At 64.9% G+C, this 13,946-nt stretch carries 13 protein-coding genes; 7 read left to right on the forward strand and 6 right to left on the reverse strand.

The window, feature by feature from the left end; genetic code table 11:
* Positions 1-16: 16 nt before the first annotated feature.
* Both AIOL_RS17250 and AIOL_RS24565 read right to left on the reverse strand, forming a co-directional pair.
* On the reverse strand, positions 17-1,687 hold the full coding sequence (locus tag AIOL_RS17250) for an NAD+ synthase (RefSeq protein WP_049644123.1): 1,671 nt from the start codon (positions 1,685-1,687) through the stop codon (positions 17-19).
* 112 nt (positions 1,688-1,799) lie between these two features.
* Positions 1,800-2,758, reverse strand: a protein-coding gene (locus AIOL_RS24565) for an IS630 family transposase (RefSeq protein ID WP_152912289.1) whose coding sequence is annotated in 2 segments (ribosomal slippage) — positions 1,800-2,414 and positions 2,417-2,758 — 957 coding nt in all. Because the reading frame shifts where the segments join, the coding sequence is not laid out codon by codon here.
* Positions 2,759-2,898: 140 nt separating this feature from the next.
* Here AIOL_RS24565 and AIOL_RS17265 point away from each other — a divergent pair.
* On the forward strand, positions 2,899-4,326 hold the full coding sequence (locus tag AIOL_RS17265; protein WP_053101365.1) for an MORN repeat-containing protein: 1,428 nt from the start codon (positions 2,899-2,901) through the stop codon (positions 4,324-4,326).
* A 262-nt stretch (positions 4,327-4,588) separates the two neighbouring features.
* On the opposite strand, the gene AIOL_RS17270 is transcribed toward AIOL_RS17265, so the two are convergent.
* Genes AIOL_RS17270 through AIOL_RS17285 form a run of 4 tightly spaced genes read right to left on the reverse strand, consistent with a single transcriptional unit; the run spans position 4,589 to position 8,511 of the window.
* Positions 4,589-5,326: a peptidase gene (locus tag AIOL_RS17270; protein WP_235439067.1), complete on the reverse strand. Its 738-nt coding sequence runs from the start codon at positions 5,324-5,326 to the stop codon at positions 4,589-4,591.
* 10 nt (positions 5,327-5,336) lie between these two features.
* A complete protein-coding gene (locus AIOL_RS17275) occupies positions 5,337-6,134 on the reverse strand; it encodes a transglutaminase family protein (RefSeq protein WP_049644125.1) in 798 nt (265 codons plus the stop codon).
* Positions 6,135-6,145: 11 nt separating this feature from the next.
* Entirely contained in the window at positions 6,146-7,087 is a 942-nt protein-coding gene (locus tag AIOL_RS17280; RefSeq protein WP_049644126.1) for an alpha-E domain-containing protein, read from the reverse strand.
* A complete protein-coding gene (locus AIOL_RS17285) occupies positions 7,087-8,511 on the reverse strand; it encodes a circularly permuted type 2 ATP-grasp protein (RefSeq protein ID WP_049644127.1) in 1,425 nt (474 codons plus the stop codon). The genes AIOL_RS17280 and AIOL_RS17285 overlap by 1 nt, the downstream gene beginning before the upstream one ends.
* A 465-nt stretch (positions 8,512-8,976) precedes the next feature.
* On the opposite strand from AIOL_RS17285, the gene AIOL_RS17290 reads away from it, so the two are divergent.
* From AIOL_RS17290 to AIOL_RS17315, 6 genes are read left to right on the forward strand one after another with little or no spacing between them, the layout of a single operon-like run.
* Entirely contained in the window at positions 8,977-9,852 is an 876-nt protein-coding gene (locus tag AIOL_RS17290; RefSeq protein WP_049644128.1) for a fumarylacetoacetate hydrolase family protein, read from the forward strand.
* Positions 9,849-10,514, forward strand: a complete 666-nt coding sequence (locus AIOL_RS17295) for a malonic semialdehyde reductase (protein ID WP_049644129.1) — start codon at positions 9,849-9,851, stop codon at positions 10,512-10,514. The genes AIOL_RS17290 and AIOL_RS17295 overlap by 4 nt, the downstream gene beginning before the upstream one ends.
* A gap of 11 nt (positions 10,515-10,525) precedes the next feature.
* Positions 10,526-10,981 carry an OsmC family protein gene (locus AIOL_RS17300; RefSeq protein ID WP_049644130.1) on the forward strand — a complete coding sequence of 152 codons (456 nt, stop codon included), beginning with the start codon at positions 10,526-10,528 and terminating at the stop codon, positions 10,979-10,981.
* Positions 10,982-11,009: 28 nt separating this feature from the next.
* Positions 11,010-12,095, forward strand: coding sequence for a C4-dicarboxylate TRAP transporter substrate-binding protein (locus tag AIOL_RS17305; RefSeq protein ID WP_049644131.1), 1,086 nt, complete (start codon positions 11,010-11,012; stop codon positions 12,093-12,095).
* A 13-nt stretch (positions 12,096-12,108) separates the two neighbouring features.
* Positions 12,109-12,645, forward strand: a complete 537-nt coding sequence (locus tag AIOL_RS17310) for a TRAP transporter small permease subunit (RefSeq protein ID WP_049644132.1) — start codon at positions 12,109-12,111, stop codon at positions 12,643-12,645.
* A complete protein-coding gene (locus AIOL_RS17315; RefSeq protein WP_049644133.1) occupies positions 12,642-13,946 on the forward strand; it encodes a TRAP transporter large permease in 1,305 nt (434 codons plus the stop codon). Before AIOL_RS17310 ends, AIOL_RS17315 begins: the two co-directional genes overlap by 4 nt.

Below are 13,946 nucleotides of genomic sequence, written 5' to 3' on the forward strand. Positions count from 1 at the left end.
GGCGTCAGTCAAGCGATCAGCTCTCCCAGTCGCCATCCCGCCAGCGGTTCACAATCGGATAGCGCCGGTCCAGCCAGAAGGCGCGGTTCGAGAGCCGCGCGCCGGGGGCGGACTGGAACCGCTTGTATTCGCTGATATAGATCAGGTGCTCGACCTTCTTGACCACATTGCGCTCGAACCCGGCGGCGACCAGGTCGTCGACCGAGGCCTCGTTGTCGACCAGCCCCTCTAGGATCGCGTCCAGCACCTCATAGGGCGGCAGGCTGTCGCTGTCCTTTTGGTCCTCGCGCAGCTCGGCGGTGGGGGGCTTGTCGATCACGCGGGTCGGGATGACCTCGCCCGCGGGGGCGGCCATCCAGTCGGGGCGGTGGTTGGCGTTGCGCCAGCGGCAGGTCTCGAAGACGCGGGTCTTATAGAGGTCCTTCAGCGGGTTATAGCCGCCGGACATGTCGCCATAGATCGTGGCGTAGCCCACCGCGACCTCTGACTTATTGCCCGTGGTCAACAGCATCTCGCCGAACTTGTTGCTCAGCGCCATCAGCAGCAGCCCGCGCAGGCGGGACTGGACGTTCTCCTCGGTCACGTCCGGCTCGGTGCCCTCGAACAGCGGCGCAAGCGCCTCGGTCACCGCCGCGCGCGGGCCGGAAATGGGCACGTAGTCGTAGCGGCAGCCCAGCGCCTTGGCGACGGCCTCGGCATCCTCCAGCGAATGCTCGGAGGTGTACTCGGACGGCAGCATCACGCAGCGCACGTTCTCTGGCCCCAAAGCGTCCGCCGCCACCGCCGCGACCAGCGCCGAATCAACCCCGCCCGAGAGCCCCAGCAGGGCCTTGGAGAAGCCCGTTTTGCGGAAGTAGTCCCGCAGGCTTTCGACCATAACGCGGTAATCCTGCTCCCACGCGTCGGGCTGCGGCGCTTTTTCGCCGGGCTCGAGGCGCCAGCCCTCGGGCCCGCGGATCATATCCACATGGCGGATCGCCTCGTCGAAGGGCGGCATAATAAAGGCCAGCTCGCCGCCGGGGTTCAGCCCAAAGGAGGCGCCGTCAAAGACCTGGTCATCCTGCCCGCCCACCATGTTGAGGTAGATCAGCGGCAGGTCGGTCTCGACCACGCGCTGCACCATGTGGTTCATGCGGGTGTCCAGCTTGTTGCGGTAATAGGGCGAGCCGTTGGGCACCAGCAGGAACTCGGTGCCGGTCTCGGCGAGGGTCTCGGAAACCTCCGGGTGCCAGCTGTCCTCGCAGACCGGGAAGCCGATGCGGGTGTCCTGAAAGCCCACGGGGCCGCCCAGGGGCCCGGCGTCAAAGACGCGCACCTCGTCAAAGACGGTCTCGTTGGGCAGGTTATGCTTGAGCACGCGCGAAGTGACCTTGCCGCCGCGGCAGATGTGGTAGGCGTTATAGAGCTTGCCGCCCTCCACCCAGGGGCCGCCAATCGCCAGAGCGGGGCCCTCGGCGCAGCGCGCCGCCAGCGCCTCGATCGCCGCGATGGCGGCGTTGTGGAAGACGGGCTTCATCACCAAGTCCTGGGCGTTGTAGCCGGTGATGAACATCTCGGTCAGCGCCACCAGGTCGGCGCCCGCCTCGCGGCCCTGCCTCCAGGCGTCATGCGCCTTTTCGGCGTTGCCGGCGATGTCGCCCACGGTGGGGTTAAGCTGGGCCAGGGTCAGGCGGAACCGGTCGCTCATTGCAATTCCTTTCGCGTCCAAAGCCTCTTATCCAGACGCGGCGGCGGTGGAAACCCAAGTCGCTCCAAAAACCGTTGTAAGCGGGTGCGGCGTCACCTAGAGCGTTTCGACATTAGTTTGAGACATATCCAGCGGCCTTGAAGTAGTTCGAGCATTCTTCCGGATCGTACAGGTCACAGATTTCACCGATGGCTTTGAAGACGGATGTGAACGAGCGTGCTCCGATCCGTCGGAGATGGGCCTTGAGCTTCGAGAAAGCTTGTTCAATCGGGTTGAGGTCTGGGGAGTGTGGCGGCAGGTACAGAAACCAGCAGCCATGCGCCTTTAGCGCGGCTGCTGCTTCCTTGTTGCGATGCGTGGCCAGGTTGTCGAGAATCACCACCGTGCCGGGTGTGATTTCGGGCACCAGCACTTCGCGGATGTAGGCGGCAAAAGCAGGACCGTCCATTGCGCCTTTGATGACCCAGGGTGCGATCAGCGCATCATAGCTCAGACCGGCAATCAGTGTCTGCGTCCCCCAACTGCCGAAGGGCGCGTCCATGGTCAGGCGCTCGCCGCGTGACGCCCAGCCCCGTAGCCGCGTGAGGTTCGTCTTCACGGCGGTTTCGTCAATGAAGACAACACGATCCGGTGAGGCCCCGACGGCCGGAATGCGATGAGCAAACCAATCAGCCCGCCGTCGCCTTACCTTGGCATGGCGGCGCTCGGAGGCCACCAACGACTTTTTTTGTGCGTGAAGCCGAGGCGCTTGAGCAACCCCGCAATGGCGGAATGATGGACCGCAACCCCTTCCGCATCAGCGAGTGCATCACGCAGTTCGAATAACGTGATGTCCGGGTCCTGCGTCACCAACTCCCTAAAGAACTCTATATGGTCGGCCAGCTTGCCCGATCCCGCAGGACGTCCCATCAGTGCAACAGTGGCAGCCCCGGTACTCCGGATTCGACCGGCCCATCGAGCGCCAGTGGCGGCAGAAACCTGAAGGCGGCGTGAGGCTTCTCTCCCGGACAGTCCTTCCCTGATCAAACGCGCAAAGCGGTCGCGCAGTTCTGTCGACAATGGTGCTGGCATGATGTGATCCTCCCTATCAAGGTGAATCACAGTTCAAGCTCTGTGGGAATCCAACCGATTCAAACTTTTGTCGAAACGCTTTAGGATTACGCGAAACCTTGGTCCGCCGACCGAACTCTACCAGAAACGTGGGAAGCATCGTGCAGAAATCAAGCCTTTTCCTTTCGCTGGGCCTCGCGGTGGCGCTTGCGGCGCCTGGGCATGCGCAATCCGGCGGCGAAGTGGTCCTCAAGCAATATGATGACGGCGGCGTCTATGAGGGCACGTTCAAGGACGGCAAGCAGGACGGCATCGGCACCTACCGGCTGCCGAACGGCTATGAATATACCGGCGGCTGGGTGGCGGGCGAGATCCGCGGCCAGGGCGTGGCGCGGTTCCCCAACGGCTCGGTCTACGAGGGGTCCTTTGCCAAGGGCAAGCCCGAGGGCTTTGGCAAGATCACCTTCGCCGATGGCGGCGTCTACGAGGGCGACTGGGCGGACGGCAAGATCAACGGCTCGGGCATGGCGACCTATGCCAACGGCGTGATCTACGAGGGCGCCTTCCGCAACGCGATGCATCACGGGCTTGGCAAGATGCAAAGCCCGAACGGCTACAGCTACGAGGGCAACTGGGTCGACGGCGCCAAGGACGGCAAGGGCAAGATCACCTATCCGGACGGCGCGATCTACCAGGGCGACCTGGTGCGCGGCCTGCGCGAGGGCAAGGGCACGCTGACCATGCCCGACGGGCTGATCTATGAGGGCGCCTGGGCGAACGGGCAGATCAACGGCACCGGGCGGCTGACGCAGCCCAACGGCGACATCTATGTGGGCGAGCTGGTGAACGGCGAGCGCCAGGGCACCGGCAAGGTGACCTATGCCAATGGCGACGTCTACGAGGGCCAGTTCCTGAATGACCGCCGCCACGGGACGGGCGCCTTCCGCGGCACCGACGGCTACGCCTATGACGGCGAGTGGGTGGCGGGCCGGATCGAGGGCGTGGGCAAGGTCACCTACCCTGACGGCTCGGTCTATGAAGGCGAGTTCCGCGCGGACCTGTCCCAGGGCCAGGGCAAGATCGTCTACCCCGACGGCTCGAGCTATGAGGGCTCCTGGGTCGCCGGTGTGATCGACGGCACCGGCGTCGCGCGCCACGCCAACGGGCTGGTCTATGAGGGCCAGTTCAAGGACGCCAAGAACCATGGCATCGGCACGATGACCTTCACCGACGGCTACAGCTATACCGGCGAGTGGGCCGAGGGGCAGCGCTCGGGCCAGGGCAAGGCCACCTATGCCGACGGCACCGTCTATGAGGGGCAGTTCCTGGACGGCCAGCGCCACGGGCAGGGCTCGATCACCATGCCGAACGGGTTCCTTTACACCGGGTCCTGGGTGGACGGCGAGATCGACGGCCAGGGCCGCGCGACCTACGCCAATGGCGACGTCTACGAGGGCACCTTCGTGAAGGGCAAGCGCCAGGGCGAGGGCACCATCATCTATGCTGGCGGACAGCGCGCCAAAGGGACCTGGGACGAAGGCCTGCTGGACGAAGAGAACGCCGAGATCACGGACGGGTCTTCAAACTAGCGGTTGCGCCGCTGTCGCGGCGCCGCGCCCACCCAGGTCGATTGTTCCGCGATTCGGGTTAAGATTTCGCTGCTTTGAGCCGGTTTGCGCGCTTTGCCTTGGCCTCCTCGGCCTAGCCTTTGCACCGCGACAATCGCGGCGTTTCTCGCAAGATCCGGCACACCCAGACCCGAAAAAGCGCTCAAGATCAGCATGTTGCGCGGCGCGCTCGCGTTAAACCTGCCGCAGACCCCACAGGCAGCGCATCAAGCGCGGCACGCGTCTAGTCCTGCGCGTCGAACACCGGCAGACGGTCCAGCGCGTGCTTCAGCGCGTCCCCCCAGCCGTTCGAGAGCGTCTGGAAATACGGGTCGTCCTCCTCGATCCGGCCCCGCGTCGCGGTCCGACAGGCATCCACCTCGACGAACTGGTAGTCCATCGGCGGCCCCACGGTCAGGTTCGCTTTTATGGTGCTGTCAAAGCTGACCACCAGCAGGCGCATCGCCTCTTCAAAGCTCATGCCCGCATCGAAGGCGCGCACCAGGATGGGGCGGCCGTATTTGATCTCGCCGATCTGGAAGAAGGGCGTGTCCTCGGCGGCCTCGATGAAGTTGCCCTCTGGGTAGATCAGGAACAGCCGCTGCGCGCTGCCCTTGATCTGGCCGCCCAGCAGCAGCGTGGCGTGAAAGGCGCTGTCGGCGCGCTGCCCGGCCTCGTCATGCAGGGCGATCACCTCGCGCAGGGTGTCCGCCACGATCTGCGCCACCTGGAACATCGAGGCCGCGGCCATGACCGAGGGCGCGCGCTCCTCGGGCGCCTTCATGCGCTCGTTCAGCAGGCTGACCGCCGCCTGGGTCGTGGCCAGGTTGCCGGCGCTCAGAAGGGTGATCACCCGCTCGCCGGGCTCCTCCCAGATCGACATTTTACAGAAGGTAGAGATGTTATCGAGCCCCGCATTCGTGCGGGTGTCCGACATGAAGACCATACCCCGGTCCAGCAGCATTCCAACGCAATAAGTCACGCGGCCCGCCTTACTGCTCGGCCACCTGAATGGCAACGTCCAGCGCCTCGCCCGCACCGCCGACGCGGCTGCCGATGACCGGCGCGGCCTCGGCATAGTCCAGGCCGGTGGCCACGCGCACATAGCGCTGGTCGGGCGAGATGCCGTTGGAGACGTCAAAGCCCACCCAGCCCAGATCCGGCACATGCGCCTCGGCCCAGGCGTGCATGGCGACTTGATCCACCCGGTCCTCCAGGCGCAGGTAGCCCGAGACATAGCGCGCCGGCAGGCCCAGCGCGCGCGCCACGGCGAGGAAGACATGGCTGTGGTCCTGGCAGACGCCCTTGCCCTCTTCCAGCACGGTCTCGGCGTCCCAATCGGGGGAGGAGGCGCCGATCTCATAGCGCACCTCGCCGGCGATCAGCGCCATGGCGCTGTGCATCTGGTCGAGCGGCGTCTCTCCCTCGATCCGCCGCAAGAGCGCGCGCACCCCGGCGCCGGGCTTGGTCAGCGGCGTCTCGCGCTGGTAGAGCCACAGCGGCGCGGGGCCACGATGTGGCCCGACCACGCCCGTGTCATCGCTGAGCGCCACGCTGCCCCGGCTGACGATCTCTAGCTCGGTGACCCCCGCCGCGAAGCTGATCAGCCGCACCGCGTTGCCGTGATGGTCCTGGAACGCGGCCTCGGTCTGCCCGCCTTCTACCTCGGTGGACCATTCCAGCACCGCCTGCCCGCGGGTGCCGCGCGGCGTGGTGCGCAGCTGCTGCAGGCCAAAGCTGACCTGGTCCTGAAAACTGTAACGCGTCTTATGTGTGATCGCGATTTGCATGGGGTGTGGCCTTACTCGACAAACCTGTAATCCGTCTGAATCTGCCCGCCAAGATCCGCAAGATCGGACAGGAAGTCTTGGATGAACTCGTGCAGCCCGCTGTCAAAGATCGCGTCCATGTCGCCGCTCAGCTTCTTTTGCTGCATCTTGATCGCCCTTTGCAGCGAGGTCGGCTGGGTGCCGTAGCTGGCGGCCAGATAGCCCAGGTTGTCGCAGATCTTGCCGATGCAGAAGGCCAGGCTGCGCGGCATGCGGCGGTCCAGGATCAGGAAATGCGCGATGTCGCGCGGCTCGGTGGCGTTGCCGTATTCCATGCGGAACCCGCCCTGGGCGGAGACCGAGCGCAGGATGGTCTCCCACTGTACGTTGTCGATGGCGCTGCCGACGGCGCGCACCGAGGGCAGGAGCACGTAGTATTTCACGTCCAGGATCCGCGCGGTGTTATCCGCGCGCTCCAGGAAGGTGCCCAGGCGGGCGAAGTCGTAGATGTCGTTGCGCAGCATGGTGCCGTGGGTGACGCCGCGCACCAGCGCGGTGCGCCGCCGGACATGGCCCAGCACCTCCTGCAGGTCGCGCTCGCCGACCTTCCGCCGCAGGGTGTCGCAGGCATACATGTAGATCGCGTTGGTGGCCTCCCAGACCTCGCCGGTGATCGCGGTGCGCACCGTGCGGGCATTCTGCCGCGCGGTCTTGATCGTGGACAGCACCGACGAGGGGTTGTCGCCCGCGCGCAGCATCCAGTCGATGGCCTGGTCGCGGGTGACCTCGTCATGGGCCTCCTTATAGGCGCCCAGCGCCCCGGCGGTCTGCAGCACCGAGGTCCAGTCATCGTCGCTGGCCCCCGACCGGGTCAGGGCGATGCGCTGCCCGGTCTCGATCAGGCGCACGGTGTTCTCGGCCCGCTCCAGGTAGCGCGACATCCAAAACAGCCCATTTGCGGTCTTGCCCAGCATCAGTCGTCCAGCACCCAGGTGTCCTTGGTGCCGCCACCCTGCGAGGAGTTCACCACCAGCGAGCCCTTCTTGAGCGCCACCCGCGTCAGCCCGCCCGGCGTGATCCTCACCCCCTTGGGCGAGTAGAGCACGAAGGGCCGCAGATCGACATGCCGCGGCGCCAGCCCGGCATTGGTAAAGATCGGCACGGTGGACAGGCTCAGCGTGGGCTGCGCGATGTAATTGCCCGGGCGCGCGGTCAGCTTCTTGCGGAACTCCGACAGCTCCTTCTTGCTGGCGGTCGGCCCGATCAGCATCCCGTAGCCGCCGGAGCCATGCACCTCCTTGACGACCAGTTCCGAGAGGTTGTCCAGCACATAGGCCAGCGCGTCCTTCTCCGAGCAGCGATAGGTCGGCACGTTCTCCAGCAGAGGCCGCTCGCCGGTGTAGAACTCGACGATCTCGGGCATGTAGCTATAGATCGCCTTGTCATCGGCGATCCCGGTGCCCGGCGCGTTGGCGATGGTGATCCCGCCCGCGCGGTAGACATCCATGATGCCGGGCACGCCCAGCTGGCTATCGGGGTTGAAGTTCAGCGGGTCAAGAAACGCGTCATCCACCCGGCGGTAGAGCACGTCAATCGGCTGGTAGCCCTGCGTGGTGCGCATCGCCACGCGCCCGTCCACCACGCGCAGGTCATGCCCCTCCACCAGCTCCACGCCCATCTGGTCGGCCAGAAAGGCATGCTCGTAATAGGCCGAGTTGAAGATGCCCGGGGTCAGCACCGCCACGGTGGGCTTGGCCCCCGAGATATCCGGCGCCGAGGCCGCCAATGAGGCGTGCAGGTCCCGCGGGTAGCCCTGCACCGGCATCACCCGGTTGTTCAGGAACAGCTCGGGGAACATATGCAGCATCGTCTCGCGGTTCTCGAGCATATAGCTGACGCCGGACGGCGTGCGGGCGTTGTCCTCGAGCACGTAGAACTGGTCGTCGCCGGTGCGCACCAGGTCGATGCCGCTGATATGGGTATAGATGCCGCCCGGCGGGGTGACCCCGATCATCTTGGGCTCGAAGGCCTCATTCTGGGTGATCATCTCCTTGGGCAGGCGCCCAGCGCGGATGATCTCTTGGCGGTGGTAGATGTCGTGCAGGAAGGCGTTGATGGCGCGCACGCGCTGCTCGATCCCGCGGGACAGCTTGCGCCACTCGCGGCTCGAGATGATCCGCGGGATGATGTCGAAGGGGATCAGGCGCTCTTCGGCATCGGCGCGGCCATAGACGTTGAAGGTGATGCCGGTAAGGCGGAACAGCTCGTCGGCCTCGCGGCGCTTGGCGCGCAGGCGCTTGGCGTCCTCGCCGTCCAGCCAGTGCTTATAGCCCTCATATGGCGGGCGCAGGTCATCGCCCCGCCCCCACATCTCGTCATATGTGTCACCCGTCGTCATTGAAACCACCTTGGCGGGAAACGTGCCGCAGGTCAAAGTCGGCGCGGCCCTGCGGTGCAATTGGACGCCAACCGCTTAATTCTTGTGCGCAAACGCACGGATGCATCACGGGCGTGGCGGAACCATGCGCAGACACGGAATGTTACAGAAAACCCCGGACCGGATCTCGGGCATGGCGGCGTTAGGAAGATGTTAGCGCGACTCAGAGAATAATAAGGGTGGGTGGATGGGGGAAATACCATCTCCCCACAGGTACCCTCCCGCCCTCCCTTGGCAGCATGCTGCGAGTCGGGTTGAGAAATTGTAAACGCAATCACAATTGATTGCGGCGCCTCAGGCGCGCGGCGGGCTCCGCGACAGAGCTCATCTCGCGATACTTCCCGTTCAAAAAAAATCGACTTTATTTGACTCTGCCTAATTTTGTCGCCAAAATTGAACGGCAAGCTCAGATAGGAGACGGTAGGGATGCGGTTGCTGTGCGGCGCTCATGACGGGCAAACGGGCGTCTTCGCCGTCACCGGCGACAGCGCCGTGAACCTGACGGCCGCCGAGCCAGGTTTTGGCGCCGATCTCTCTGCCATGATCGCCTCGGCCGAATTGCGGGCCAAGGCGCAAGCGCTGGCAGCGCAGCCGGGGGTGGTGGAGGTCTCCGCGATCACGCCCGCTCTTCCGGTTGCTGCGCCGCCGACCATCATCTGCCTGGGGCTCAACTATGTCGAGCACATCAAAGAGGGCGGCTATGACATCCCCGACTACCCGGCGCTGTTCATGCGGGGGCGCAACTCGCTGATGGCGGCGGGCGCGCCGATGGTGCGGCCCTCCTGCTCGGAGAAGCTGGATTACGAGGCCGAGCTGATGCTGATCATCGGCAAGCGCGGGCGCCATATCGCCGAAGAGGACGCGTTCGATCACGTCTTTGGCTACACTGTGTTTAATGACGGATCGGTGCGCGACTATCAGCGCAAGACGCATCAATGGACGCCGGGCAAGAACTTTGACGCCACCGGCGCGGTGGGGCCCGTCGTGGTCACCCCGGATGAGCTGCCGCCCGGCGCAGCGGGGCTTAGGATCGAGAGCCGCGTGGGCGACGAGATCCTGCAAAGCTCCAACACGTCCAATATGATCTGGGGCGTGGCGCGCACCATCGCCATCCTCAGCGAGTACACCACGCTGGAACCCGGCGACCACATCGCGCTTGGCACCCCGCCGGGCGTGGGCCACGCCAAGAAGCCCAACCCGCGCTGGCTGAAACCCGGCGAGACCGTCGAGATTGAGATCGAGGGGATCGGCATCTGCGCCAGCCCGGTGGTCGCAGAAGGCGCCCAGCAGGCCGCGCAATGAACGCGCTTACCGGAGAGGCTTTGGAGGCCGCGCGGGCCGAGGCTCAGCGCGGCTTCCGCGCGCTCAAGGCGCGCATGCCAGAGCTCGAGCCCGACGCCGTCGATCTGATCCTGGGCGACGCGCGCTCGCATTACGCCTGGAAGGACGCGCCCGTGCCGCGCAGCATGCTGGAGGCGATCTACGACATCGCCGCCCAGGGCCCCACCAGCATGAACACCTGCCCCGCGCGGTTCGTGTTCGTGACCAGTGCGGCGGGCAAGGAACGGCTGGCCAAGGCGCTTAAACCCGCCAATCTGCCCAAGATGATGGGCGCGCCGGTCACCGCGATCATCGCCCATGATCTGGAGTTCTGGACGCATCTGCCTAAGCTCTTCCCACATGAGGACCGCCGCCCGATGTTTGAGGGCAAGCAAGCGCATATCGAGGCCACGGCGTTTCGCAACGGCACCCTGCAGGGCGCTTATTTCATGATCGCCGCCCGCGCGCTGGGGCTGGATGTGGGCGCCATGTCGGGCTTTGACAACGCCGTGGTGGACGCCGAATTCTTTGCGGGCAGCCCGCTGAAATCCAACTTCCTTTGCAACCTCGGATATGCCGACGAGAGCGCTTTGTTCCAAAAGCTGCCTCGTTTCGCATTCGACGAGGTATGCTCTTTCGCATGAGGTGATCCGCTATGGCGATCCGACAAAAGACCCATATGACGATCAAGCTCAGCGGCCAGGGGGCCAGCCATTCGCGCGCCGATATCGCCGTGGACGGGCTGGACGTCGTGATCGACGAGCCCGCCGTGCGCGGCGGCACCGGCATGGGGCCCTCGCCCACCGCCACCGCCTATAGCGCGCTGATCGGCTGCACCAATGTGATCGGCAATAAATGCGCCGCCAGCCTGGGCGTCGCGATCGGTCATCTGAGCTTTGAGATGGAGGTCGATTTCGACCGCCGCGGGGTGCTGCTGATGGAAGAGGTCGACGTGCCCTTCACGGCGATCCGCCTCGCGGTCACAGCCGATGGGCCCTGCAGCGACGGCGAGCTGCAGCGCGTGGCGCTTGAGACCGAGAAATTCTGCCCAATTTCAAAACTTTATGAGAAGGCCGGCACGGATCTGACCGTGACCTGGTCCAAGGGGTAACCCGGGCATTTTTAGGGAGGAACGAACAATGCTGAAGACATGGACGAGACGGGCGGCCCTGGCCGCCGCCGCGGCGCTGATCACCGCCCCGGTCATGGCCGCCGAGACCATCAAGGCTGTTGTGATCGACGGCTACCCGGCCCGCGCGCTCTGGGTGAAGGAGTTCACCAACTTCTTCATCCCCGAGGTCGATAAGCGCCTGGCCGAGAACGGCAATTACGTCATGGATTGGCAGGAAAGCTATGGCGGCTCGATCGTCAAGCCCAAGGGCGTGCTGGAGGGCATGAAGCTGGGGCTCGGCGATATCGGCATCGTCACCACGATCTTCCACAGCTCCAAGCTGCCCAGCCAGGCGATCTCGGCGGTAACACCCTTCGTGGCCGCCGACAGCCGCGCCGTGGCCAAGGCGGTGGACGAGATCGCCAAGGAGTTCCCCGCCATGCAGGCGGAGTTCGACGCCCAGAACCAGGTCTATCTGGCCACCGGCGTGGTTCTGGACACCTACCAGATCTTCTCGAAGACGCCGGTTAACAGCCTGTCCGATATCGAGGGCAGCAAGGTCGCGGGCGCGGGTATGAACCTGCGCTATCTTGAGGGCATCGAGGGCGCGGCGGGCGTGCGCGGCGGCCTGACCGATTTCTACAACATGCTGCAAACCGGTCTGGTCGATCACGCCATGCTCTGGCCCGAGGCCGCCAAGACCTTTAAGATCGCCGAGGTCGCGCCCTACATGCTGCGCGCCGATATCGGCGCGGTGAACTCCAAGACCATCACCGTGAACAAGGACTACTGGGCGAAGCTGCCCGACGAGGTCAAGGGCGTGCTGCAAGAGGTCGCCGTGGCGTATCGCGGCCACGTCGCGGGCATCGCCATGGACCGCGCCGCCGCCAGCCGCGACGCCTATGTCGAGCAAGGCGGCACCATTGTCGAGATGGACCCCGCCGAGCGCGCCGCCTGGGTCGCCGCGATCCCCAACATCGCGGGCGAATGGGCGACCAACCTCAACGGCAAGGGGCAACCCGGCACCGAGATGCTGAACGCCTATATGGGCAAGCTCAAGGATGCCGGCTTTACCCCGGTACGCGATTGGGCGGCTGAGGCCGCGACCAACTAAGTCGACCTAAACAGTGGACTTGTTTCGTCATATCGCCGGCGGCATAGCCATCGCGGCCAATGCCGCCGGCACCTTTGTGGTGATCGCCCTGATCGCCGTTGTGAACTATGACATCGTGGCGCGCGGCTTCTTCAACAAGCCCTTCCTGGGCGCGGTGGAGGTGGTGCAGTTCTCGATGGTACTGATCGTGTTCCTGCAATTGCCGGACGTGGTGCGGGTGGGGCGCCTGACCCGCTCGGACGGGTTCTTGGGGCTCATGCAGCGCCGCCGCCCTCTGGTGGGGCTCTGGCAGAGCCGCTTGATCGACGCGGCCTCGGGCATCTTCATGGCGCTTGTGGCCTATGCGATGTGGCCGGAATTCGTAGAGATGTGGCACTCGCAGGACTTCTTTGGCGTGCCGGGCGTCTTCACCGCGCCCTGGTGGCCGGTCAAGCTGGTGATCTTCCTGTCGGCCTGCCTCTGTGCTGTGCATTTCGGGTTGAAGGTCGTGGTGGGCAGCGGCCCAGCGCGCCAAGGCCCTGGCATGCTCAGCGCTGGGGACCAGCCATGACCCCGGTTGAGATCGGGCTGATCTCGATCCTGGGCATCGTCGTTCTAATCTACCTTGGCGTCTACATCCCCATCGCGCTGGGGCTGGTCAGCTTTGTCGCCATCTGGGTGATGCGCGACAATCTGGAACTGTCCTTTGCGCTGCTCAAGATCGCCATCGGCGATTCCGTGATGGAATACACCTTCGCCACGATCCCGCTCTTTGTGTTCATGGGGCTGATCGTCAGCAAGGCGGGGCTGGGCGCGGATATCTATGCGGTGATGAACCAGGGCTTCCGGCGCATCACCGGCGGGATCGGCATGGCCACGGTGGGCGCGAATGCGGTCTTCGCCGCGGTGACCGGCTCTTCCATCGCCTCGGCCTCGGTGTTCTCGAAGATGAGCGTGCCCGAGATGCTGCGCCATAACTACAACCCGCGCTTCGCCGTAGGCGTGGTGGCGGGGTCTAGCGTGCTGGGGATGATCATCCCGCCCTCGGCGATGCTGATCATCTACTCCTTCGTGGCCGAGCAATCCGTAGGGCAGATGTTCCTAGCGGGCGTGGTGCCGGGGCTGATGCTGGCTGCCGCTTATGTGGGCGCGATCTGGTTTATGGGGCGGTTCACGCCGGGCTTTGTGGGCGGCGAGGCGATCGAGCATGGCCCGCTGATGGGCTGGGGCGAGATCGCCGCCAAGACCCTGCCGATCCTGCTCTTGATCGTGGTGGTGCTAGGCGGGATCTACCTGGGCTGGACCACGCCGGTGGAGGCGGGCGCCCTGGGCTCTCTCTTGGGCATCGTGATCGCCGGGCTGCGCGGGCGGATCAACTTGCGCAGCTTCTGGGAGACGGTGCTGGAGACCGGGCACATCACCGCCGCACTTCTATTCTTGATCACCGCCGCGTCGATGTATGCGCGCATGCTGGGGATCGCGGGGCTGCCCAACGCCTTGCAGGACATCCTGGCGAGCAACCAGTTCAGCTTCTTCTGGGTGATGACGATCCTAGTCGTGCTGATGCTGTTTCTGGGCACGATCCTGGACACGGCCTCGATCATCCTGATCGTGGTGCCGCTGTTTCTGGGGCTGATCGAGGGCATGGGGCTGAGCCTGGTGTGGTTCGGCATCGTCTGCGTGGTGGCCGCCGAGATCGGGCTCTTGACGCCGCCCTTGGGGATCAGTTGCTTCGTGATCAAGGCCACGCTGGACGACGACCGCATTACGTTGAAGGATGTGTTCATGGGCGCCCTGCCCTTCGCCTTTGTGATGCTGCTGGTGCTGATCGTGCTGATCCGGTTCCCGGCCCTGAGCCTCGCCATCCTTTAG

Source organism: Candidatus Rhodobacter oscarellae (assembly GCF_001078595.1).
In the GTDB taxonomy this organism is placed as follows: Bacteria; Pseudomonadota; Alphaproteobacteria; order Rhodobacterales; family Rhodobacteraceae; genus Rhodobacter_B; species Rhodobacter_B oscarellae.